Source organism: Streptomyces sulfonofaciens (assembly GCF_014656295.1).
GTDB classification, from domain to species: Bacteria; Actinomycetota; Actinomycetes; order Streptomycetales; family Streptomycetaceae; genus Streptomyces; species Streptomyces sulfonofaciens.
On the sequence record NZ_BNCD01000007.1, the window covers coordinates 136123 to 159229 of the forward strand.

The 23107-nt window shown below is 72.4% G+C and carries 20 protein-coding genes and 1 tRNA gene; 15 read left to right on the plus strand and 6 right to left on the minus strand.

Annotated features, from left to right (window positions below; all coding sequences use genetic code 11):
- Positions 1-268: 268 nt before the first annotated feature.
- The 14 genes from IE313_RS13885 to IE313_RS13950 all read left to right on the plus strand — a co-directional run bounded on the left by IE313_RS13885 (position 269) and on the right by IE313_RS13950 (position 14901).
- Positions 269-661, plus strand: coding sequence for an NADH-quinone oxidoreductase subunit A (locus IE313_RS13885; protein ID WP_229924628.1), 393 nt, complete (start codon positions 269-271; stop codon positions 659-661).
- Positions 652-1425 (plus strand): NADH-quinone oxidoreductase subunit B, encoded by a 774-nt coding sequence (locus tag IE313_RS13890; RefSeq protein ID WP_373316983.1) that lies wholly within the window; start codon positions 652-654, stop codon positions 1423-1425. Before IE313_RS13885 ends, IE313_RS13890 begins: the two co-directional genes overlap by 10 nt.
- The gene (locus IE313_RS13895) at positions 1422-2585 is read left to right on the plus strand and encodes an NADH-quinone oxidoreductase subunit C (protein WP_189931804.1); all 1164 of its coding nucleotides are present in this window, start codon (positions 1422-1424) and stop codon (positions 2583-2585) included. Before IE313_RS13890 ends, IE313_RS13895 begins: the two co-directional genes overlap by 4 nt.
- Positions 2582-3553 carry a complex I subunit 1/NuoH family protein gene (locus tag IE313_RS13900; protein WP_189931805.1) on the plus strand — a complete coding sequence of 324 codons (972 nt, stop codon included), beginning with the start codon at positions 2582-2584 and terminating at the stop codon, positions 3551-3553. The genes IE313_RS13895 and IE313_RS13900 overlap by 4 nt, the downstream gene beginning before the upstream one ends.
- On the plus strand, positions 3550-4227 hold the full coding sequence (locus IE313_RS13905) for a NuoI/complex I 23 kDa subunit family protein (RefSeq protein ID WP_189931806.1): 678 nt from the start codon (positions 3550-3552) through the stop codon (positions 4225-4227). Before IE313_RS13900 ends, IE313_RS13905 begins: the two co-directional genes overlap by 4 nt.
- On the plus strand, positions 4224-4814 hold the full coding sequence (locus tag IE313_RS13910) for an NADH-quinone oxidoreductase subunit J family protein (protein WP_189931807.1): 591 nt from the start codon (positions 4224-4226) through the stop codon (positions 4812-4814). Before IE313_RS13905 ends, IE313_RS13910 begins: the two co-directional genes overlap by 4 nt.
- On the plus strand, positions 4814-5215 hold the full coding sequence (gene nuoK / locus IE313_RS13915; protein ID WP_189931809.1) for an NADH-quinone oxidoreductase subunit NuoK: 402 nt from the start codon (positions 4814-4816) through the stop codon (positions 5213-5215). The genes IE313_RS13910 and nuoK overlap by 1 nt, the downstream gene beginning before the upstream one ends.
- Positions 5212-7251, plus strand: a complete 2040-nt coding sequence (locus tag IE313_RS13920; RefSeq protein WP_189931811.1) for an NADH-quinone oxidoreductase subunit 5 family protein — start codon at positions 5212-5214, stop codon at positions 7249-7251. Before nuoK ends, IE313_RS13920 begins: the two co-directional genes overlap by 4 nt.
- A 6-nt stretch (positions 7252-7257) precedes the next feature.
- Positions 7258-8934 carry a complex I subunit 4 family protein gene (locus IE313_RS13925; RefSeq protein ID WP_189931813.1) on the plus strand — a complete coding sequence of 559 codons (1677 nt, stop codon included), beginning with the start codon at positions 7258-7260 and terminating at the stop codon, positions 8932-8934.
- Positions 8931-10643 (plus strand): NADH-quinone oxidoreductase subunit N, encoded by a 1713-nt coding sequence (locus IE313_RS13930; RefSeq protein WP_189931815.1) that lies wholly within the window; start codon positions 8931-8933, stop codon positions 10641-10643. Before IE313_RS13925 ends, IE313_RS13930 begins: the two co-directional genes overlap by 4 nt.
- Positions 10644-10989: 346 nt before the next feature.
- Entirely contained in the window at positions 10990-11853 is an 864-nt protein-coding gene (gene htpX / locus IE313_RS13935; RefSeq protein WP_189931816.1) for a zinc metalloprotease HtpX, read from the plus strand.
- Positions 11850-12248 (plus strand): YccF domain-containing protein, encoded by a 399-nt coding sequence (locus tag IE313_RS13940; protein WP_189931818.1) that lies wholly within the window; start codon positions 11850-11852, stop codon positions 12246-12248. Before htpX ends, IE313_RS13940 begins: the two co-directional genes overlap by 4 nt.
- Positions 12249-12998: 750 nt before the next feature.
- Positions 12999-13907, plus strand: coding sequence for a barstar family protein (locus tag IE313_RS13945; RefSeq protein ID WP_189931821.1), 909 nt, complete (start codon positions 12999-13001; stop codon positions 13905-13907).
- 724 nt (positions 13908-14631) lie between these two features.
- Positions 14632-14901 carry a GlsB/YeaQ/YmgE family stress response membrane protein gene (locus IE313_RS13950; protein WP_189931822.1) on the plus strand — a complete coding sequence of 90 codons (270 nt, stop codon included), beginning with the start codon at positions 14632-14634 and terminating at the stop codon, positions 14899-14901.
- A 222-nt stretch (positions 14902-15123) separates the two neighbouring features.
- On the opposite strand, the gene IE313_RS13955 is transcribed toward IE313_RS13950, so the two are convergent.
- Positions 15124-15612 carry a YajQ family cyclic di-GMP-binding protein gene (locus tag IE313_RS13955; RefSeq protein ID WP_189931824.1) on the minus strand — a complete coding sequence of 163 codons (489 nt, stop codon included), beginning with the start codon at positions 15610-15612 and terminating at the stop codon, positions 15124-15126.
- 208 nt (positions 15613-15820) lie between these two features.
- Between IE313_RS13955 and IE313_RS13960 the strand changes: the two genes are divergently transcribed.
- Positions 15821-15902, plus strand: a tRNA-Tyr gene (locus tag IE313_RS13960).
- 463 nt (positions 15903-16365) lie between these two features.
- Here IE313_RS13960 and IE313_RS13965 read toward each other — a convergent pair.
- The 5 genes from IE313_RS13965 to IE313_RS13985 all read right to left on the minus strand — a co-directional run bounded on the left by IE313_RS13965 (position 16366) and on the right by IE313_RS13985 (position 22958).
- Positions 16366-18252: a hypothetical protein gene (locus tag IE313_RS13965; RefSeq protein ID WP_189931826.1), complete on the minus strand. Its 1887-nt coding sequence runs from the start codon at positions 18250-18252 to the stop codon at positions 16366-16368.
- A gap of 429 nt (positions 18253-18681) precedes the next feature.
- Positions 18682-19467 (minus strand): alpha/beta hydrolase, encoded by a 786-nt coding sequence (locus IE313_RS13970; protein ID WP_189931828.1) that lies wholly within the window; start codon positions 19465-19467, stop codon positions 18682-18684.
- A gap of 397 nt (positions 19468-19864) precedes the next feature.
- Positions 19865-20320, minus strand: coding sequence for an ASCH domain-containing protein (locus IE313_RS13975; protein WP_189931830.1), 456 nt, complete (start codon positions 20318-20320; stop codon positions 19865-19867).
- Positions 20321-20707: 387 nt separating this feature from the next.
- The gene (locus tag IE313_RS13980; protein ID WP_189931832.1) at positions 20708-21364 is read right to left on the minus strand and encodes an NAD(P)H-binding protein; all 657 of its coding nucleotides are present in this window, start codon (positions 21362-21364) and stop codon (positions 20708-20710) included.
- A gap of 235 nt (positions 21365-21599) precedes the next feature.
- Complete coding sequence (locus IE313_RS13985; RefSeq protein ID WP_189931833.1) at positions 21600-22958, minus strand: amidohydrolase family protein; 1359 nt, start codon at positions 22956-22958, stop codon at positions 21600-21602.
- Positions 22959-23107: the final 149 nt, after the last annotated feature.

Here is a 23107-nt window from a genome sequence, read left to right on the forward strand (position 1 = left end):
CTGCGCGTCCGCCCGCCGTCCGAGGCCGTCCGAGGCCGTCCGAACACGACCCGGGGGCGCCCGCCCTGCTCCCCGGGGGCACCGCGCACCGCCAACGCGCCCGCCGGGTGCTTACCCGGACTTTAGACGGGCTGCTCACCCTGTCTTTGCCAGGCCCTAGACTCGCGTGCGTAAACCAGCATGCGTACAAGATGCGTACGAGTCGTCGAACCGGGCGTGCCACGACGTGCGCCCGGAACGTCACCAGGCCAGGGAGCGAGGGGCGGACGTGCCGGAATCGACCGTGCTCGCGGCGGACTACTTCCAGTCGTACTCCGTCGTCGGGCTGCTCGCCGTCGTCGGCGTGCTGTTCGTGGCCGTCGCGTTCGGCGCGGGCCGGCTGCTGCGGCCCGTCGTGCCCACCCCCGAGAAACTGCTCACGTACGAGTGCGGCGTCGACCCGGTCGGCGAGGGCTGGGCACACACCCAGGTCCGCTACTACGTCTACGCCTTCCTGTACGTGATCTTCGCCGTCGACTCCGTCTTCCTTTTCCCCTGGGCGACGGTGTTCGCCGCGCCCGGGTACGGGGCCGCCACACTGGTGGAGATGTTCGTCTTCCTCGGGTTCCTCGCCGTCGGCCTGCTCTACGCCTGGAAGAAGGGCGTGCTGACATGGGAGTGAACCGGTCCGGCCGCCGGCCCGGGCCCGATACCGGCCCCCAGGGCGGTGCTTCGCAGGACACCACCAGCAAGGACGTCTTCGCCGGAGCCGACCGCGGCGGTGCCCTGGCGGGCGGTGGCGCGGGAAGCACGGCCGTCCCCCTGCCCGAGCCGGTACGGCTGCCCGCCACGGGCGGCGGGCGGATCGGCGCCCTCGCCAGGCTCGCCCCGGAGCCCATGAAGGTGGTCCTCAACTGGGGTCGCCGCTACAGCCTCTGGGTCTTCAACTTCGGGCTGGCCTGCTGCGCCATCGAGTTCATCGCCGCCTCCATGGCCCGGCACGACTTCATCCGGCTCGGCGTCATCCCCTTCGCGCCCGGACCGCGCCAGGCCGACCTGATGGTGGTCTCCGGCACCGTCACGGACAAGATGGCGCCCGCCGTGAAGCGGCTCTACGAGCAGATGCCCGAGCCCAAGTACGTCATCTCCTTCGGGGCGTGCTCCAACTGCGGCGGCCCCTACTGGGACTCGTACTCGGTGACCAAGGGCGTCGACCAGGTGATCCCCGTCGACGTCTACGTGCCGGGCTGCCCGCCCAGGCCCGAGGCACTGCTCCAGGGGATCATCAAGCTCCAGGAGAAGATCGCCCGCGAGTCGCTGGGGGAGCGGTACGGACCGGGCGGCACGGACGCCAGGAGCGCGGGACGGCCGTCGGCCGCCGAGTTGCAGAGCGGACTCGCGAAGCCGCCGCACGGGCCGGGCGCGACCGGGGAGGCCGCGCAGTGACCGGCTGGCTCACCGCTCCCGTCGGCGAACTCTTCGGCGACGACGCGACGGCGGAGGAGGCGTACGGGCTGCTCACCGTCGACGTACCGCCCTCCTCGTGGCCGGCGGCCCTGCGCACCGCGCGCTCCGGCCTCGGCTGCACCTACTTCGACTGGCTGAGCGCCGTCGACGAGCCGGACACCGGCTTCCGGGTCGCCGCGCACGTCGTGGCCCTCGGCCCGGTGCGCCGGCTGCTGCTGCGCACCACGGTGCCGCACGAGGCGCCCGTGCTGGCGTCCGCGGTCGAGGTGTACGCCGGCGCGGCATGGCACGAGCGCGAGACACACGAGATGTTCGGGATCGACTTCGAGGGCCATCCCCATCTGGTGCCGCTGCTGCTGCCGGAGGGTTTCGAGGGGCATCCGCTGCGCAAGGACTTCGTCCTGGCCGCGCGGGTGGTGAAGGCATGGCCCGGCGCCAAGGAGCCGGGCGAGTCCGGACACGGCGGGCCCAGGCGCCGCCAGACGCTGCCGCCCGGTGTGCCCGACCCGAACGAGTGGGGCCCCCAGAAGGGCACCCTGCCCGCCGCTCCGACCCGCCCGGCCCGTGCCGCACGCGCCGCCGGCGAGCGAACCGGGCGCACCGGGCGCACCGAGCGCGCCGCGGGCGATGTGGCAGACGCCCCCGGGCGCCCGGCTGGCGGCGGAACCCGGCCGCGCCGCGCCCGCAGCGCGTCAGGGGGCTCGGCCTCGCAACGCACCGCACAGGACACAGCGCCCCATCAGCCCACCCAGGGTGGCGCTTCCGGAAGCGGCTCCCAGGGCGACGCTTCCGGAACGGGCTCCCAGGGCGGCGTCCCCGGAGCGGGCTCCCGGGAGAATGCTCCCCGTCGAGCCCCCGAGGACACCGCCGGAAACCGTCGCCCCGGCGACGACGCCCCCTGGCACCACGCCCGCCCCGCCTTCGACGAACCGGGCGCGCCCCGCACCGGCAGCACGGACACGACGGACACAGGCACGGGCACGACGGACGCAGAGACCGCGGAGGCGGCCACCACGGGCGCAGACCCCGCGGACAACGGCACTGCGGGCACCGGCACCCCGGACACCGGCGCCACCGGCACCCCGGACACGCGCGCCGGGCGCACCCGTGGCGAGGACCCCGAGGGAGGCACCGGGTGAACGACGTGCTCGACGTCGTCCTGAGGCTGCTCGTGGTCCTCGTCGTCTTCCTCGCCCTCCCTCTGATCGTCGGCCAGACCGAGCACAAGGTGATGGCCCATATGCAGGGACGTGTGGGACCGATGTACGCGGGCGGTTTCCACGGCTGGGCCCAGCTCGTCGCCGACGGCGTGAAGTTCGCGCAGAAGGAGGACATCGTCCCCGCGGACGCCGACCGGCGCGTCTTCCAACTGGCGCCCGCCGTCGCCCTCCTGCCCTACCTGCTCGTCCTGATAGCCATCCCGATCGGCCCCGGCGAGGGCGCCGTCGGCGAGGTCGTCGACGCCGGAGTCTTCTTCGTCCTCGCCGTCATGGGCGTCGGGGTGCTCGGCTCGCTGATGGCGGGCTGGGCGTCGGCCAACAAGTTCTCCCTGCTCGGCGGGTTGCGCACGGCCGCACAACTGCTCGCCTACGAGCTTCCGATGCTGCTGGCCGCCGCGTCGGTGGCGATGGCGGCCGGGACCCTCTCGCTGCCCGGCATCCTGGACGCCTTCGCCTGGTGGTGGGTGCCCTGGCAGATCGTCGGCGCCTTGGTCTTCTTCGTCTCGGGACTCGCCGAACTCCAGCGGCCGCCGTTCGACATGCCCGTCGCCGACTCGGAGATCATCTTCGGTGCGTACACCGAGTACACGGGGCTCAGGTTCGCCCTCTTCCTGCTCGCGGAGTACGCCGGGATCGTCGTCCTGTGCGGCCTGACGACCGTCCTCTTCCTGGGCGGCTGGCACGGCCCCTGGGGCGGTGCCGGGCTCGGCTGGGTCTGGACCCTGCTGAAGACGGCCGTCCTCGCCTTCCTGGTGATCTGGCTGCGCGTCAGCTACCCGCGGCTGCGCGAGGACCAGCTCCAGAAGTTGTCCTGGACCCTCCTCGTGCCGCTGGCCCTGGCCCAGATCGCCCTCACCGGAGTCGTCAAGGTGGTGATCCAGCAATGACGGAACCCTCTCCGCCCTCCCGCCCCGCCCGGTCCCGCATCCCGGGCTCGGGCCTGGCCAAGGGCCTCGCCGTCACCCTGCGCACGATGACGCGGAAGACCGTCACCGAGCACTACCCGGACGTGCTGCCCGAACTCCCGCCGCGCAGCCGCGGTGTGATCGGCCTCTTCGAGGAGAACTGCACCGTCTGTATGCTGTGCGCCCGCGAGTGCCCGGACTGGTGCATCTACATCGACTCCCACAAGGAGACCGTCCCGCCCGCCTCCCCGGGCGGACGCGAGCGCAGCCGGAACGTGCTCGACCGCTTCGCCATCGACTTCGCCCTGTGCATGTACTGCGGCATCTGCATCGAGGTGTGCCCCTTCGACGCGCTCTTCTGGTCGCCGGAGTTCGAGTACGCGGAGACCGACATCCGGGATCTCACCCACGAACGCGACAAGCTCCGCGAGTGGATGTGGACCGTGCCGGCGCCGCCCGCGCTCGACCCGGCGGCGGAGGAGCCGAAGGAGCTGGCCGCCGCCCGCAAGGCCGCCGACCGGCTGGCCGCGGGGGCGCAGCCCGCCGCCGGCCGAGACGCGCCGCCCGCCGCGCGGGGGAGCGGACAGGGTCCCGCGCCGTCGGAGGAGGGGCCCGGCACCCCGACTTCCGAGGAGCCACCGGAGGGAGCATCGTGAGTCCCGCCGCCCAGAGCCACGGCTTCCTCTCCCCGAGCGGCGCCGAGGTCGCCTTCGTCCTCGTCGGCCTCGTCACCTTCGGCGCGGCGATCGTGACCGTCACCACCCGGCAGATCGTGCACGCCGCCCTCTGGCTGGTGGTGGCGCTCGGCGGCATCGCCGTGGAGTACCTGCTGCTGACGGCCGAGTTCATCGCCTGGGTGCAGGTCCTCATCTACGTCGGGTCCGTCGTCGTCCTCCTGCTCTTCGGCCTCCTGCTCACCAAGGCGCCCATCGGTCGCTCGCCGGACGCCGACTCGGGCAACCGGTGGGCCGCGCTGCTGGTCGCCGCCGCCTCCGCCGCCGTCCTGGTCTGGGTCGTCGTCGACGCCTTCCGCGCGACCTGGATCGACCTGGACGGCCCGGCCGCCGGTTCAGCCGCCGTCACAGGAGCGAGCCTCTTCCGGCACTGGGTGCTGCCCTTCGAGGCCCTGTCGGTGCTGCTGCTCGCGGCCCTCGTCGGCGCCATCGCACTGTCCCGCAGGCAGCCCCCGGCAGCCGCCGCCGGCAGCCGAGCCCCGGACGCCGCCCAGGAAGGCGGCCGCTGATGCACCTCGTCTTCCCCGCCGTGCTGTCCATGCTCCTGTTCTGCGCGGGCGTGTACGGAGTACTGGCACGCCGTAACGCGATCCTGGTGCTGATGGCCGTCGAGCTGATGCTGAACGCCGTCAACCTCAATCTGGTGGCCTTCGACGTCTGGCTGCGCGACCGCCTCCACTCCGGCCAGGCGCTGACCCTCTTCACCATCGCCGTCGCCGCCGCCGAGATCGGCATCGGCCTGGCGATCGTGCTGATGGTCTACCGGGGCCGCGGCACGTCCGACGTGGACCGGCTCCGCGACACCGCCGAGCCGGGGCCCGGAGACCAGGACGCCGCCGACGGCCCCGCAGACGCACCCGGGACACCGGCACACAGGACTGAGGCACACAGGACAGAGGCCAGCGCGTGACCACGACCACCCTCGCCGCACTCGTCCCCCTCCTGCCGTTCCTGGGCGCGGGAGCCGGCCTGCTGCTCGGCCGGACCGCGCCCGGCTACGCACGGCCCCTCGCGGTGGTGCCCACGCTGGCGGCCACGGTGTGCGCGGTGCTGGTGGCGGCACGGCAGGGCGGCGGACGGCCCGTCGACGCGGCCACCGAACTCACCCCGACCGGTTCGGTGCCCATCGACCTCGCCCTGCACCTCGACGGTTTCGCCGTGCTCGTCGCCGTCCTGGTCGGCCTCGTCGCCACCTGCGTGCAGATCTACTCGACCGGCTATCTGCGCGACGATCCGCGCTACCCCTCGTACGCGGCCCTCGTGTCGCTGTTCACCTCCGCGATGCTGCTCGTCGTCTACTCGGGCGATCTGATGGTGCTGCTGGTCGGCTGGGAGGTCATGGGCATCTGCTCGTACTTCCTGGTCGGCCACTACTGGGAGACGCCCGAGGCGCGTGCCGCCTCCCTGAAGGCGTTCCTGGTCACCAAGCTCGGTGACGTCCCCTTCCTCATCGGTCTGTTCGCGCTGGCCGCCGACGCCGGGTCCTTCCGCATCACGACCGTCCTCGGCACGGCCGCAGGCGGCGGGCTCGGCCACCCGACGCTGATCGCGCTGCTGCTGCTCGCCGGTGTCGCGGGCAAGTCCGCGCAGTTCCCGCTGCACACCTGGCTGCCCGACGCGATGGCGGGTCCCACACCCGTCTCCGCGCTGATCCATGCCGCCACGATGGTCGCCGCCGGCGTCTACTTCGTGGCCCGCCTCCTCCCCGTCTTCGCCGCCTCCGCGGCCGCGCTCGTCGTCCTCGCCGTGCTGGCCGCCGTGACCATGACCGGCTCGGCGCTGGCCGCGCTGGCACAGGACGACATCAAGCGCGTGCTCGCCTACTCGACCGTCGGTCAGCTCGGCTACATGACCGGCGCCCTGGCCGTCGGGGACCGTGCCGCCGCCGTCTTCCACCTCCTTGCCCACGGCGCCTTCAAGGCGCTGCTCTTCCTCGCCGCGGGCGTGGTCATCCACGCCGCGGGTACCAACTCGCTTGCCGCCATGGCCCGGATGAGGAACCTCCGCGAACGCGTCCCCGACGCGTACTGGACGATGACCGTGGCGCTGCTGGCGCTCGCCGCGATCCCGCCGTTCAGCGGCTTCTTCTCCAAGGAGGCGGTGCTGGGTGCCGCTGAGCGCGCCGCCACCGGCCACCCCGCGCCGGTCCCCGCGGACGGCTCGGGCCTGCCCAGCGACCCGGGCATCGCGGGCGTGCCCACCTCGGCCGGCTGGATCGTGCTCATCGCCGGCCTGCTCACCGCGCTGCTCACCGCCGCCTACGCGACCCGGCTGTGGCTGCTGGCCTTCCGCGGCCGGGTCGGTGACGCGCCCGACCACGACGGCCAGCCCGTCGCGATGAACGCCGTCCTGTGGGTGCTCGCGATCCCCTCGCTCGCCTTCGGCCTCGCCACCGGCGTCCTGCCCGACTGGCTCGGCGGATCCGGTCTCACTCCCGTGCTCACCACCTCCGTCCTCGGTACGGGGGTCTCCCTGGCCGGCGGACTCATCGCCTACGGCGCCTGGCGGCACACCACCGCCCTGGCCGCGCGCGTCCCGCTCGGTGCCGTCGCCGCGGAACGCGACGCCGACGCCGGGTGGGTCGAGGCCGAGGCGATCGCCGCACACACCCCGGTCTACGGGGGCGTCGCCGCCGCGGACGACCCCGCCGACCCGGGCCGGCTGCTGCTGGGGCCGCTGCACCGCCACGCGGCCGTCGGCTTCCACCTCGACGCCCTGTACGCGGCGCTGTTCGTCGCCCCCGTACGGGCCGCGGCCCGGCTGGTCCGCTTCCTGGACCGCGAGGTCGTCGAGACCTATGTGCACGGCGCGGGCGCCCTGCCCCGTCTGCTGGGCGCGGCCGTGCGCCGGGCGCAGACCGGGAACGTGCAGACCTATCTGAGCGCCCTGCTCGCCGGCTCCGCCGTGCTGGCGATCGTCGTCCTCGTCGCCACCGCGGGAGCGTGAGCAGCCGTGATCGATATCAGCCCGTCCGTGATGCAGGCCCTTCTCGCGTTGATCGTGGCCGGGCCGCTCCTCGGGGCCGCGACGGCACTGCTCCCGCCGCCGCCCGGTCTGAAGGGAGCATCACCCGAACAGGCGGTCCTGCGGCACGGCGTGACCGTCACCGGTGCCGTCCTCGTCGCGGCGGTCGTCCTGGCGCTCGGCTTCGACCACGACCACCCCTCGACCATGCAGGCCACCACCGACGTCAACTGGATCCCGGCGCTGGACGTGCGCATCCACCTCGGCATCGACGGCATCTCCCTCCCCCTTCTGGTCCTGACCGCGCTGCTGACCTTCCTCTGCGCGCTGCACAGCTACGCCAAGCCGCCCCAGGGCCCCTCCGCGCCGCCTCCCAGGGCCTTCGTCGCGCTGCTGCTCCTGCTGGAGGGCGGCACCCTCGCCAGCTTCGCCGTCCTCGACCTGCTGCTGTTCTTCCTGGCCTTCGAGACGGTGCTCATCCCGATGTACTTCCTCATCGCCCGGTGGGGCGGCGAGGGCCGGCGGGCGGCCGCCTGGAGGTTCATCCTCTACACGCTCCTCGGGTCCGTGGTGATGCTGCTGGGCCTGCTGCTGGTCGGGCTTCGGGCCCACACGTTCGACATGGTGGCACTCGCCACTGACAACGGCCGGGGACTGAGTACGTCGGTGCAGGTCATCGCGGTTCTGGCGATCGGGCTCGGGCTGGCGGTGAAGTCGCCGATGTGGCCGCTGCACAGTTGGCTCCCCGACGCCCACACCGCCGCGCCCACCGTCGGCTCGGTCCTGCTGGCCGGCGTCCTGCTCAAGATGGGCACGTACGGGTTCGTCCGGATCGTCCTGCCGATCGCGCCGGACGGGCTGCACACCTTCGCGCCCTACCTCGCCGCCCTCGCCGTCGCCGGCATCATCTACGGGTCGCTCGCCTGCCTCGCGCTCGCCCTCCCGTCAGCCGGCCGCCGCCCCTCCTCGGGGCGCTTCGCGCCGCGGCCGCCCACCGGTGCCAGGGGCGACCTCAAACGACTCATCGCCTACTCGTCGGTCGGCCACATGGGCTTCGTCCTGCTCGGCATCGCCACCATGACACCGACCGGTGTGAACGGCGCGCTGTTCGCCAACGTCGCCCACGGGCTCATCACCGGCCTGCTGTTCTTCCTCGTCGGCGCGGTGAAGGACCGCACCGGCAGCACCGACCTCGACACGCTGGCGCAGGACGCCGGCGCCGCGCTCTACGGCAGGGCCCCGCGGCTCGGCGGGCTGCTCGCCTTCGGCGCCGTCGCGTCGCTCGGGCTGCCGGGCCTCGCCGGGTTCTGGGGCGAGATGCTGGCCATGTTCGGCGCGTTCCGGCCCGCCGACGGCCTCAGCCGCCCCGCCTACCTCACGTATCTCGCCCTTGCCGGACTCGGCACCCTGCTCACCGCCGCGTACCTGCTCATCGTGGTCCGCCGGGTCTGCATGGGCCCCGGACGGCTGGAGGGCACCGGGGCCGGAGCGGCCGGCGGCGGACCCGCCCCCGTGCTCGCAGAGCTGCCCGACGTGCGCGCCCACGAGTTCGCCGCGTGGACACCGCTGGTCGCCCTCACCGTCCTCGCCGGACTCTGGCCCGCCGCCCTCCTCGGGCTGACGAACCCGGCCGTGCAGCAGCTCCTCGCAGGAGGCCCCAAGTGACCGAGACCGCCGCGGGCGTCGTGCAGTCCGTCGACTGGCTCGCGATCGCGCCGCCCACCATCGCCGCACTCGTGGCCCTGGTGGTCCTCGTCGCCGATCTCTTCACGGACGACAGCAGGAAGGCCGTCCTCGGCTGGATCTCCGTCACCGGCCTCGCCCTGGCGGCGCTCTCCCTGCTGCCGCTGCTCGACGGCCACCGGTCCACCTTCTGCCGTACCGGCCGCTCCTCCGTATGCAGCTACACGGCGGACCACTTCGCCCTGGTCATCCAGTTCCTCGTACTGGGCGGCGCGCTGCTCGCCGCCCTGCTGTCGGTCAGCATGCTGCGGGACGCCAGGAGCGGGGGTGCACGGCGCGCGCGTGGCGGAGGTCGCGGGGACGCGGGCACGGACGGTGCGCGCCCGGCTCAGGGGGCCGGCCCGGACGGTGTGCGGAACGCGGCGGTCGGCTCACTCGGCGGTGCGCGGAACACGGCGGGCGGCCCGGCCGTCCCCGACGGGGAGTTCTGGTTCCTGCTGCTGTCCTCGGCCGCGGGCGCCGCCCTGCTGCCCGCCGCGCGGGACCTGGCCACCCTTGTGGTCGCCCTTGAGGTCGCCTCCCTGCCCGCGTTCGCCCTGGTGGGCCTCAAACGCGGCGACCGCAGGTCCGCGGAGGCGGCCCTGAAGTTCTTCCTGTCGTCCGTCACCGCCACCGCCGTGACGCTCCTGGGGGCGAGCTTCGTGTACGCGGCCACCGGCAGCCTCTATCTGACGGAGATCGCCGGCCGCCTGCCGCACGTCGACGGCCAACTGCACACCCTCGCCAGGGCCGGAGTGATCCTCACCCTGGTGGGCTTCGCCTTCAAGACGGCCGCCGTGCCCTTCCACTTCTGGGTGCCCGACACCTACGTGGGCGCCCCGCTGCCCGTCGCCGCGTACCTCTCCGTCGTCGGCAAGGCGGTCGGCTTCTCCGGGCTCATCCTGGTCACGGTCATAGCCTTCCCCTCGTACGCACACGTGTGGGGTCCCGCGCTCGCCGTACTCGCCGCGCTCACCATGACCGCGGGCAACGCCGCCGCACTGCGCCAGCAGCCCACGCGCGCGTACAGCGCGGTCCGGCTGCTCGCCTGGTCGTCCGTCGGCCAGGCGGGCTACCTGCTCGTGCCGATAGCGGCGGCCGGCAGCGCCGACGATCCGGAGCACGCCGTCGGCTCCACCGTCGCGTACGCCCTGATGTACGCGGTGGTCAACCTCGGGGCCTTCGCCGTGGCCGCGCTGGTCGCGCGCAGCAGCCCCCTCAACCGCATCGACGACTACCGCGGCCTCTACGCCCGGCGCCCGCTGACCGCCCTGCTGCTGGCCTTCTTCCTGCTCTGCCTCGCCGGACTGCCACCCGGTGTGATCGGCCTCTTCGCCAAGGTCACCGTCTTCTCCTCGGCGGTCGGCGCGGGCCTCGGCTGGCTCGCCGTGCTCATGGCCGTGAACGTCGTGATCGCGCTCTACTACTACCTCCACTGGACGGCACTCCTCTTCCGCGCCCCCCGGACGGACGCCCGTCCCCGCAGCGACGGCCCCGCCCCGGCGGTACCGGGCCCCGCAGCGCCAGGCACCACCGCCCCCGCGGTACCGGTACCGCTCACCGCGGCGCTCGTCCTCACCGCGGTCCTTGCGCTGGCCCTGTCCGGCGCCCCCCAACTGGTCCTGCGGTTCTCCACCGCCGGCCTGTTCTGACGGCGGTCCCTCCGCTCCGCCGCCAAGCTGCCCGGACCTCCCGCCCCGTCGCCCGGGTCCTCCGTCCCGCCGCCGGGCCCTGCGCCCCGCCGCCCGGTCCCTTTCCGCCCAGCGCAGGGCCCTCCATCCCGTTCCGCCCAGCCCAGGGCCCTCCATCCCGCCGCGCGGCCCGTGCGGGGGCGCGTCGGCCTGTGGCGCGCCGGTGGGCCGCACATCACGCCCCGCCGCCACGGACAGCAGGGAACTAGAACTCCGCGCCTGGCGTTGATCCGTACAGGAAGGTCCACCGGACCGTGGAAGCACCAGCAGCAGAGGGTTCCCTGCAGCAACACCAGGAGGGCGTACTGTGCACCGCCGGCACAACGGGCTGAAAACCGCCGTACTCCTCGGGGGACTGTCCGCACTCATCCTCGTGATCGGCAGTTTCTTCGGACGTACGGGCCTCGTCGTCGCGCTCCTCGTGGCGCTCGGCACCAACGCGTACGCGTACTGGAACAGCGACAAGCTGGCCCTGCGCGCCATGCGCGCACGCCCCGTCAGCGAGTTCGAGGCCCCCGGCCTCTACCGCATGGTCCGCGACCTCTCCACCCAGGCCCGCCAGCCCATGCCCCGGCTCTACATCTCCCCGACGGAGGCGCCGAACGCGTTCGCCACCGGCCGCAATCCCCGCAACGCCGCGGTGTGCTGCACCGAGGGCATCCTGAGCCTCCTGGACGAGCGCGAGCTGCGCGGCGTGATCGGGCACGAACTGAGTCACGTCTACAACCGCGACATCCTCATCTCCTCCGTCGCGGGCGCCCTCGCCTCTGTCATCATCTTCCTGGTGAACTTCGCCTGGCTGATCCCCTTCGGCCGCTCCGACAACGACGAGGGTCCCGGCATCTTCGGTTTCCTGCTGATCATGCTCCTCGGACCGCTCGCCGCGTCCGTCATCCAGCTCGCCATCAGCCGTTCCAGGGAGTACGAGGCGGACGCCTCCGGCGCCCAGCTCACCGGCGACCCGCTGGCCCTCGCCAGTGCCCTGCGCAAGCTGGAGGCGGGCACCCGCCAGCTCCCGCTGCCGCCCGAGCCGCGGCTCGAGACGGCGAGCCACATGATGATTGCGAATCCTTTCCGTCCGGGGCAGGGCATGGCCAAGATGTTCTCCACCCACCCACCCATGGCGGAGCGCATCGCCCGGCTAGAGCAGATGGCAGGTCGCTACCAGTGAAGACAGCCCTCAACATCATCTGGCTCGTCCTGAGCGGCCTCTGGCTGTTCCTGAGCTACTTCGCCGCCGGACTGCTCCTGTGCGTCACCATCATCGGCATCCCTTTCGGGATCGCCGCATTCCGTATCGGCATCTACGCCCTGTGGCCCTTCGGCTACACCACGGTCGAGCGCCCTGACGCAGGTGCCCCCTCCTGCGTCGGCAACGCCCTCTGGCTGATCCTCGCGGGCTGGTGGATCGCCCTGGGCCACATCGTGACCGGTGTCGCCCTGTGCATCACCATCATCGGCATCCCCCTGGGCATTGCGAACTTCAAGCTGATTCCCGTCGCTCTGCTTCCCTTCGGCCGCGAGATCGTCCGGACGGACCAGCCGTTCGCGACGGACCGCTGGTAGCGGACCGTGCAGCCCCCGGTGTACGCACTCGCGGCGTACGACGCCGAGGGGCCGGAGTACGCCGGCGGCCCCCCGGCGTACACGGAGCCGGCCCGCCCCCCGAGCCGCTCAGCGGATGCCCACGAGCGGGCCGACGCACTCGGGCGCTCCGAGGCGGACGGCCTCTGGGCGCTCTGCGCGGACGCCGCCGGCCTGTTCGCCGACCCTGCGCCCCCCTTACGCGCACGGTTCGAACTGCTCGGCTGCACCCCCGAAGGACAACTGCGTGCGGCCCTGGAGGCGCTCCGGGCGACCACCGCTCAGGGCGGTACCCCCGGGGGAGGCCGTCCCGGGACCGCACCTCGGGGAGGTCCCTACGAGGGGTCCGGCTCCTACGAGAGCGCCTTCCGAAGAAACCGGGCCGACGCTTCCCGGGCGAGCACACGGGCAGCGGGCTCCCAAAGAGAGGGATCGGCAGCCGGCTCCCGGGGAGAGCGATCCGCGGCCGGCCTCCAGGGCAGTCGATCCGAGGGCCCCAGCCGGGAAGACCGTGTCGAAGACCTCGCTCGGGAAGGCCGTCAGGAAGGCGCGGCGGAAGGCTCTAGCGAAGGCACTGCCCAGGAAGGCCGGTCCGCAGGCTCTGCCGAGCGAGGCCGGTCCGCGGGCCCCGTCGGGGGAGGCCGGTCCGAAGGACCAGCCGGGGAAGGCCGGTCCGAAGGGCTCGGCGGGGGAGGCCGTTCCGCCCCGCTCGGATCGCTCGTCCTCCAGACCGTGGACAGGACCGGACGGCGGGTAGCCGAGTGGTACCTGAAGGACGTGCGCCTCCTGGACGAGCGCCACTGCGCCCGTGACCTCTCGCTACGCGACCTCACCATCGAGGCGTCGGTTCAGGAGAGCCAGCCCGACTACCCCTACCGTCCACCACTCTCCCCGGGCTACCGCCTCCTCAGCGCGCAGGGCCGCCCCCTGGGACACTGCCGGGACCTGGCATGTGTACGGGAGCCGGTGCCTGAGCCCGAGGAGCCCTCCATACGCCTCGTCGGCTGCGTGCCCCGCGGCGCGCTCCACAGGGCGCTCGCCGTCGGCGACGAGGACCTGGGGCACGCGAAGATCCTCCGCCTGGACGCCCAGGGCCGCACCCTCCAATACGCCGTGGAGGGCGAGATACTCGCCTGGACACCCTCCGGACGCGGCCTCGTCGACCTCACCCTCGAACCCTGGTCGCCCCGGCCCCCGCTCGCCGCCCGCGAGGTCTGGGACCTGTGGTGGCCCGGATGGCCCGCCCAACGGAACCTATGGGCGCGATGCGGTTCCGAGGGCAGGCGCTACTGGCTGGTCACGGCCCTGGAGAACCACGCCAGGGCCCGCCGTGACCCTGACGCCCCGCCAGGCACGACCTACCACCTGGACGGCCGGTACGTCACGGACGAGAGCGGGTTCTACTGCGCGCTCGGAGAAGCGGTGAACGGCCCGGGCGGGTACTTCGGCCACAACCCGGACTCCCTGATCGACTGCTTATGCGGCCACTTCGGAGCCAGGGCCCCCTTCACCCTCGTCTGGCACGACTCCGCGACCGCCCGAGCCTGCCTGGGCGTCACCCCGCAGACGGCACGTCCGGCGACGTTCGAGGAACTTGGGAGAGCGTTGCGGCAGTGGGGAGTGGAGACGGTGCTGGCATGAGGACCGTCGACCTGCGGGCGGCTCCGACGCTTCGGCCGCGGGCTGCCCGGCTACGGTCTGTCCGGTACCGACAAGCCCCGGCCGCCGGCCGTCGGGCAGCGTAACGTCCGGCAGCCGACCGCAGCCGACCGCAGCCGACCGCAGCCGACCGTCAGGCGAGGGCCGTCAGGGTGGGCTGTCAGGGAAGGCATTGGGGAAGGCATCCGGGGCAGATATCCGGACACTGGAACAGGCGTCCGGTGACCGGTGCAGACGCCCGGTGCAGAGGCCCGGAGCAGACGCCCGGTGCTGGGCGTCCGGTAGCGGGCCGTACCTTCCGGCCCGAAGGTGGCGAACGCCGGGCCCTTGACGGGCCGTCCGGCAGAAGGCAGGGCCTCGGCCCCAGCGGGCCGGTTCCGCGCAACCAGTGCCGTCCTGTGGCGCGTCCTCCCTGACAACGTCACCCGATTGCCATAAGTTCGCGATCACCTGGGCATACGATCACCCGGGCGTACCTTCGCCCGGGCATCCTCCGCCCGTACGAACCGTCAACCGCCCGCCGGTGACCGAGCCCGGCCGGACGCCGGAAGCAGGGCCGCCGCACCAGGGCAGGCCCACCGATCCGACCCGACCCCGACCGTCACCGTCCACCACCCGTCCCACCCCACGACTCCCACACACCCCGTTCCACGACCGCCGTGACGCATCGCGCCACGGCGTACACGTACGAAAGGCAGGTTCCGGCATGGGTTACATCAGCTGGATCATTCTCGGACTGCTGGCCGGTGCCATCGCCAAATTCCTGCTGCCGGGCCGCGACCCGGGCGGCCTGATCGGTACGACGGTCATCGGCATCATCGGCGCCTTCATCGGTGGCTGGATCTCCTCCACCTTCCTTGACCACCCGGTCACCAAGAACTTCTTCGACGGCGCCACCTGGCTGTCGGCGATCGGCGGGGCGCTCGTCCTGCTGATCGTCTACCGCATATTCTTCGGCGACTCGCGCAGCAGGTGAGAGACGCGGTGGTCGGAGGGTGAGCCGTCCGGGTCCCGGCGTCATGCGCGTGCGGCCCCACCGCGCCGTGCGCCAATGGCCGCGATCACCGTTGCAAACCTCCTCGGCCGGGTCCGGCTCGGTCGGGCCCGGCCGAGGAGGTTTGCGGACCAGATGGACCGCGGCGGACGGAACGTACGGTGGCGAAGAGGCCCGCACCGCCGGCGGGAAGCGCTCGGAGGTTCAGCGGTAGTTGACGAACTGCAGCGCGAAGTCGAAGTCGCGGCCCTTGAGGAGCGCGATCACGGCCTGGAGGTCGTCCCGGCTCTTGGAGGTCACCCGCAGCTCGTCCCCCTGCACCTGGGCCTTGACGCCCTTGGGGCCCTCATCGCGGATGATCTTCGCCACCTTCTTGGCGTTCTCCTGGGAGATGCCTTCTTCGATGGACGCGAAGATCTTGTACTCCTTGCCGGAGAGCTGGGGCTCGCCCGCGTCGAGGACCTTGAGCGAGATGCCGCGCTTGACCAGCTTGGACTGGAACACGTCGAGGATCGCCTTCACGCGGTCCTCGGAGTTGGCCTGCATCAGGATCTTCTCGCCGGACCAGGCGATCGAGGCACCGACGTTCTTGAAGTCGTAGCGCTGCGAGATCTCCTTCGCGGCCTGGTTGAGGGCGTTGTCGACCTCCTGCCGCTCGACCTTCGAGACGATGTCGAAACTGGAGTCGGCCATGTCCTGTGGCTCCTTGTATCGGGGTGCATAGGTCACGGCCACCCGTCGCGCCGGAGGCCGCACCGTCCCAAGCGTAGTCACCCTCGGTGCGCCGGGCGCCGACCAAGGGCACCGATCAATCCGGTGGCGAAGCACCCCCGTCGATCAGGTATCGTTTACGTCGTTGCCACGGCGTTCCGCTCCAGGCGGGCACCCGGGCAGCATCCCCGGCGGTGTGCCCGAGCGGCCAAAGGGAGCAGACTGTAAATCTGCCGGCTCAGCCTTCCCAGGTTCGAATCCTGGCGCCGCCACGCTGAGGGAGACCCCCTCCGATCAGGTGACTCACCTGGTCGGAGGGGGTTTTCTTTGTCCAACCCTGTGCGATTCATCGCGGACGGGGCGTGGACGTGTCTCACCTCGTGCCGCCCGTATCGCACCGTTGATCAGTGCGTTTGTCCTCCAGGCGCCCTACCTGCCTTCGCCGGGGTGAGCATGATCACTCCGGATCGCTCCACTTCCGCAGAGCCGCATCGATCCGGGCGTTCGCCCGCTCCCGCATCCGGTCGAGCGCCTCGGCGTACACCTTGTGCAACACCGCGATGCGGTGCCCCGGCGTCCCGGCGCCCCGGCACAGCGGGTCCACCCTCTCGCATCGGCCCCGGAGAGCTTGACGGAGCAGTGGCGAACGCCGTAGGTCAGTGCCGTAGGAACGCAAGAAACGTAAGAGGGGCTTGCCGGACGTGGGACCCCCGTTTCTCGTGTGTGCCGGAGGGGTCAGGCCGCGCCTTGGAAGGTTTCCGTTGCGGGCATGCCGGCCAGCCAACGATCTGCCCAGGCGTCGCAGGTGTCGCGGCGCAGTTCATGGGTGGAAGCGTGGGGCGCGCCCTCCAGGAGTGCGTTCAGACTGTCGGTGAGACCGGTCCCCGCCAGGAAGTGGACGAGCGAGCCTACGGAGGTGGCTGCCTCCGGTGTGACGGGGCCACCGTGAGCCAGTGAGTTGCGGATGGCCCGCAGGCGCCTGGTGGAGCGCGACCACCGGCCTTCGAGGCTCTCGTACCAGGCTCGCATGCCGGCTCCGTCTGCCAACCGGGCCGCCACACCTGTAGCTCTTCTGCGCTGCCTACTGTGCCGCGGATAGACGGATATGAGGTCGGGCAACGCGGAGATGACCTCGCGGATGTCGATGTCGAAGTCTCTGCCCTTGTGCTTCACCAGTCGGCTCCGAACATCGCGGGCCGCGTTGCGCACGTCGGTTGTGAAGTGGCCGAGGTCGTCGGTGGAGTGCCAGGCGACATCGGCGAGTGTGTCCACGACCTGGTGCCGTATCCAGGCGTTCTTGTGAAAGTGATCCAAGTAGTCGTACCAGTCCAGTGCCGCGACTCGGGTGGCGAGCAGCTCAAGGATACGAACGTCGAGCACGATCGCGGGAAGGGGCGGTTGGGCACCGGATGCCTTCCACCAGCCGATCGCATCGACGACCTCGGCGAGATCAGAACCAGTTCCGGGAAGGTGGGGCGCGATACGCGGAGCCATGCGACTCAGACGCTCGGCCGTGGCGTCCATGCGCGCATACGGCATCGCAAAGTCCTCCTCCGCCAAGCGGAATGCATGGGTCCCTGCCCAGGCGCCATCGACGGTGTGGATGTAACCCTCGTACATTTCCCAACCGCGACGGTCCTCGGGGAAGGTCGAGGCCAAGATCATGGAGCGTACTTGGAGTGAGGATTCGGCCGGCGCGTTCGCATACGCGTCCGTGCCAAGGTCCACGCGGGCGAGTACCACATGAGGTTCGTCAGGGAACGACTCCGTGGGGAAGAAGGAGTCCTGGTTGGCCACCTCGGGCGGAAGCCGAGAACGGAAAGGACCGCCGGCTGCTGCATTGCCCATGAACCATTCGCGGTCGTACAGGGTGATGGGGCCGAACGACTGCACCATCCCGGCGAGGCGGGCCTTGGCGAAAGCGTGCCACACCACGTGCCGCGCCTGCCGTGGGGGAGTGACGACCGTACGAGCGCACAGACTCAGACGCTCAGCTTCTGCCACTCCGGCTCCCGCCGTCACCTCCCGGGGAGAGAGGGGCCCCGGTTCCTCGATGTCTCCAAGCGCGAGGCGGGCCATCTGGACATCCACGCGCCGATCTCGCAGAACGCCGACGAGCCTTCGTGTGACGTCGGATGACCTGCGTCCGGTTCGTTCGAGGAGGTTCTGCAGGAGAGCGATGCGGGCGCAGATCACTGCGTAGGTCTCATCACCGCGGACAGCGTCGACGACATCCGCCCAAGCACGTCCCAACTGGTCACCGGATGACGCTGCTCGGGCGAGCGCGCGCAGTGCGGTCAGGGCCCGCGCCCTTTGCTGATCCGCGTCTTTCGCGGGCAGGCCGGCCATCGCCCGGCGGACGGCACCGAGGTGGCCGCTCAGTCCTCGCCGGTACGCCGGCCCTGTGGCCTGGACCGCGAAGTCGTAGTCGTCAATGGCGGCAAGCCAGGCGAGGCGGTGGCGCTTGTGGTACTCGCGGGGTTCGTCGAGCCATGACTCGAGCTGATCCAGCGCCGCGGTCAAGCCCAGCTCTTTCCCCTCCGTCGCGATCCGCCGGTCGTTGAGAATCTCCGCCAACTCGAACGTCCACGGCGGGTCGACCTGTAATTCTCCACAGAACATGGCCCCAGTCTGCCTGCGGCGTGCGAGAGCGGTGACACGGAATGGAGAGCGAAGCGATCGTCGTACGGCCGATCGGCCGATCGGCCGATCAACCGTACGACGATCGGCTGGTCTGCTGGTCTGCCGAGCGGCTGGTCTGCTGGTCTGCTGACTTTGCTGGTTCGTTCCGAGATCGCCCGCCGCCTGGCTGCGTCGCTTGGCGCGGCTGACGTGGCGGCGGGTCGTACGGGCGCCGCCGCATGGCGAGACCCCCTTCCGACCTGCGCAATCAGCAGGTCGGAAGGGGTTTCGCCGTTCCCGGACAGCGCGCCGCGGGGCTGGGCGGGTGGCCTGCCTTCCGCGCGCTCCCCTTCCCGCAAGGATCCGGGCTCACGCTCACGCCAGGAAGCGGGCTCACGCGCGAGCCCGGAGCAGGTCCCCGCGAGGCTGTCAGCGAAGGGTGGCTTCCACATCCACGGTGGTGATGTCGGAGTCGGGGTGCAGACGGCCGGTCAGGATGGGGTCGACCGTCGTGTCGCCCAGCAGGTAGCGGCGGAAGAAGGCATCGATGCAGGTCGTGCCGACGTGGCGCTGCTGCTGTTCCGTCAGTTGCCCGGCGGCGGGCGCGTCGTCGCGGTCGGTGCAGTAGCCGGGGTGCCCGTCGACGGGGAAGGCGTCGTCTCTGGAGCCCACCTGGCCGCTCTGCGGTGACCACCGTGTGTTGAAGTAGCCGTGGTCCGCCCCGTGCACCTCGAACTGGTAGAAGCCGCTCTCGGTCCTGTCGGCCGCGCCTGCGGCGAAGGGGACGACCTCTTTGGTGACCTGCCCGTCGCAGGTGCCCCGTACCACTGCCAAGGGGGTCCTGGTGATCCGGTGGGCGGCCATGTCCTCGGTGACCAGGTTGTAGGCGGGGGCGAGGGCGACGACCGCCTTGACGCCGACGCCGGCGGGCCACTGACCTCGATGGCTTTCCGCGGCCTGCCAGGTGGCGCCCGCACCGCCGCGCGAGTGGCCCATGATGCCGACGTCGCTCATGTCGGCGTGGTGCGCGAAGGCGACGCCGCGTGGACTGCCGGTGGCCGGGTCGACGAACTTTCCTGCGAGGGCGCCCTTGCCGGTGGAGTCGAGCCGTTGCCACAGGGAGAGGTGTTCGTTGATCAGTCCGGCCAGGGAGGAGGCGTTTCCGTCTCCCCATACGGATGAGGCGTTGATGCCGTTGGCGCGGATGGACACCACGACGAAGCCCTGACCGGCCAGGTTCCGGCCCAGGTAGTCGTAGCCGCGCTCGTTGGGAAGGGGCTTCGTTCCCGGCGCGCAGGGCCAGCCGAAGAGCTTCCTGCCGGCGGCCGCGTACGCGTACGCGTCCTCGTCCCCGGCCTGCTCGGCGGCGGTGCCGCCGCCGCACGACGCCCCGCCGAGGAAGACGCGCTCCGCGCCGACGCGCCGGAACTCGGCGAGCGCGTCGCGGGCCTCGCGGTCGGCGCGGTCGATGTGCGTGCTGTCGGCGACCTTCTGCGAGGCGCCTTGGTCCGTGGCGGCGGACGCCGTGGCGGCCGATGGTCCGCTCGGCGGCGGCCGGGCCCCGCGGCGCGGGCGCGGACAGTCGCGACCTCGGCTTGGGAGACGGCCGGGGTCAGCCGCGGTGGCGCAGGTCGGTGAGGAGGCGGAACCGCTCCAGGACCAGCGGGGTGCCGTCGTCCACGGTGAACCCGGGGTCCTCCAGCGCCGCCCGGACCTCCTCGCCGTGCCAGAACCGCTCGTGTCCCGCCCGCCACTCGGCGACGCCGGTGTACCCCTCGCCCTCGTCCAGGGCATGCGCGAGATCCACCTGCGCCAGGGGCACGACACGGACGTCGGTCACCTCGATGACGGCGACGGGGCGGTCCTCGGAGTCGATGACGACGGCGCGCCGGCCGACCTCCGGAAGGGGCTCCTGCTCGTGCTCGTAGTCGACGAGGAGCCCCGTCGTGGAGGTCTTGGACCCGTCCAGGACCGCCGCGACGAGCTGGTCGCGCAGAGGGCCGGGGAAGGCGAACTCCGCCCTGGGCAAAGAAGCGGGGTCCGGGCCCGAGGGCAGGTCGGTCGTCACGCGGACAGGGTAGTCATGACGACATGGCAGTCAGGCCGAGGACAGTCATGCGGACACGGTCACGGCGGGGAGCGGGCCCGTCGCGTGGCAGGCGCCTACGCGCGCCGGCGCACAGGGTGCGTGTGACCGTTGACCGGTCGTGTGACCGTCGACCGGTCGTGGGACCGTCCGCGGGTCGTGTGACCGTCCACGGGTCGCGTGGCCGCCCGCAGCGGGGGGCCGCCCACCTAACGCCGCAGCCGCCTTCCGCGGAACACCGGCCGACCCTCTACCCGCGACCCAATACCCAGTGCCGGACCGACCCTCTGCCGAACGCCGGGCCGCCCCTGCGCCCAACACCGGGCCCGACCCTCCGCCGGACGCCGGGCCGTCCTTACCGCGGCCGCATCAGTTCCCGGCCACCGCCTTCACGGCGACCGACACCGGCGACGAGCCGCTGATCAGTTCCAGGGTCAGGCCCGCGGTCGCGGACGAGTCCACCAACTCGGCCAGGACCGCGGCCACGTCGTCCCGGGTCACGCGTCCGCGACCGGTGCGTGCCTCCAGGCGCACCTGGCCGGTGCCGGGGTCGTTCGTCAGCGCGCCGGGCCGCAGGATCGTCCAGTCCAGGCCGGACCGCCCGCGGATGTCCTCCTCCGCCTGGCCTTTGGCCCGCAGATAGGCGTCGAAGACCTCGTCACCCTCGTGGCCCGGGTCGGCGCCCTGCGAGGAGACGAGGACGAAGCGCCGGACACCGGCGCGTTCGGCGGCGTCCGCGAGCAGCACGGCGGCGTCGCGGTCCACGCTCTCCTTGCGGGCGGCCCCGCTGCCCGGCCCCGCACCCGCCGCGAAGACCGCGGCATCCGCGCCCTCCAGCAGGCCCGCCACCTCGTCGGCCGACGCCGACTCCAGGTCGCACACCGACGGCTCGGCTCCGGCCGCCCGGACGTCGTCCGCGTGTGCCGGGTTGCGGATCAGTCCCACGGCCTCGTCGCCCCGCGCGGCGAGCAGCTTCGCAAGCCGCAACGCGATCTGACCATGTCCTCCGGCGATGACAGTACGCATGCCTTCGACCGTACGCCGCACGGGGCGGGTACGCGCACCCGACGCGGCCCACCCCGGCCCTCCGGCACTCCGGTGCCCGGCTCCGCCGCATCTCGGGCAACCGGGCACTGGGGCGCTCCCGGGCGCCGCGGCACTCCCGGGCACTGGGGTCCCCTGCGTCCGCGCACCTCGGGCAACCGGACACTTCGGCGGCCCCAGGACGCCACCGCGGCGAAGGTCGCGTCCCGGCCCCCGGCTACGTCCCGTCCCACCCGATCCCGCGCGGCCGGCCGCCCTGCCGGGGCAGGTCCAGTGCCACCGCGACGGCCGAGTCGCAGTACTCCCGCACCGAGCTGATACGGGCCACGAGGCGCCCGCGGTGGATCACGACGCGGCTGTACGCGAGCGAGAGGACGTCCGCCAGCCGGCGGCCCCGCACCGCCAGCAGCTCCGCGGGGAAGCCCGCCTCCACCCGTACCTCGGGCAGGCCGAGGGCGGCGCGTGCCGCCCCGCTCACCGCGTCGTAGGCGTCGGCCGGGCCGAGCCCGTCCTGGGAGGCCAGCAGGTAGGCGGCCTCCAGCGGGTCTCCGCGGCCGACCGGGTTCGCCGTGTCGCGCAGCGCGCCGCTGCCCGCGGCGATCCGAACACCGGCGGCGCGCAGCAGCCGGACCGGCGCCGTGTCCGCACGCTCCGTGACCCCGGTCCGCTCCGGCACGCCGTCCGGCGCGGGCATACCGAGCGCGCCGAGCCCGCCGGGACCGGAGGTCCCGCAGCCGCCCTGCGGCAGGCAGACCACCGTCACCCCCGCGGCGGCGAGCCGTTCCGCCGCCCGTGCGGCGACCTTCGCGGGCAGCCGTCCGAGGCCGCCGCACGGCCCGATCGCCACGCCGGGCCGCAGCCCGCCGACCGCCGCGGCCAGCCGGGCCAGCCGGGCCGGATCGTCACCGTCCGTGTGCAGGTCCACCGGGCAGCCGTGCTCGGCCGCGATGTCCAGAACGGCCTCCACGTAGCCGGCGGGGTCGGGATCGGCGTCCGGGCAGCCGCCCACCACCGAGGCCCCCATCTTGACCGCGTCCCTGAGCAGGGCCAGGCCCTCGGCTCCGGCGGCTCCGGTCAGCACGCGCGGCACCGCCACCACCGACAGGTCGGCGAGGCCGCGCAGCGCCCGCCCGGCCTCCAGGACCGCCTCCAGGGCGTCCAGGCCGTGCACCTCGCCGATGCGCACGTGCGAACGCAGGGCCGTGGCCCCGTGGCCCAACTGGAGCAGTGCGGCCTCCGTGGCGCGCCGCTGGACGTCGTCCGCCTCGTAGCCGGCGGGCGCGTCCGCCTCGGCGGACAGGGCCGTGTCGCTGTGCGCGTGCGGCTCCGCGGGTGCGGGCAGCAGCAGGTAGCCGTCGAGGTCGACCAGCGCGGTGCCGGGCGGCGCGCCGAGGCTGCCCACGGTGCCGACCGCCTCGATGCGGGCCCCGGCCAGGCGTACGTCCACCGTGCGGCCGTCCGCCAGCCGGGCGCCGCTGAGCAGCATGCCGCCGCCCTCGCCCGCGGCCCCGCCCCATCCGTCGAAGAAGCCGGCACGGCCGGCGGACGGGGGCCACTGCGGCTGGCTGTCGGGCATCGGGCTCCTGGCGTCCGGGGGAGTACGCCGAGCCTAGGGTGACCGCCCCGGCCCGTCCGGGAGGAGCGGAATAGTCGTACCGGTGTGGTGCGCTGTACGGGAGGAGAGGGCCTGCGCCGGACTCCGGCCGGTGAAGCCCTGGCCATGAC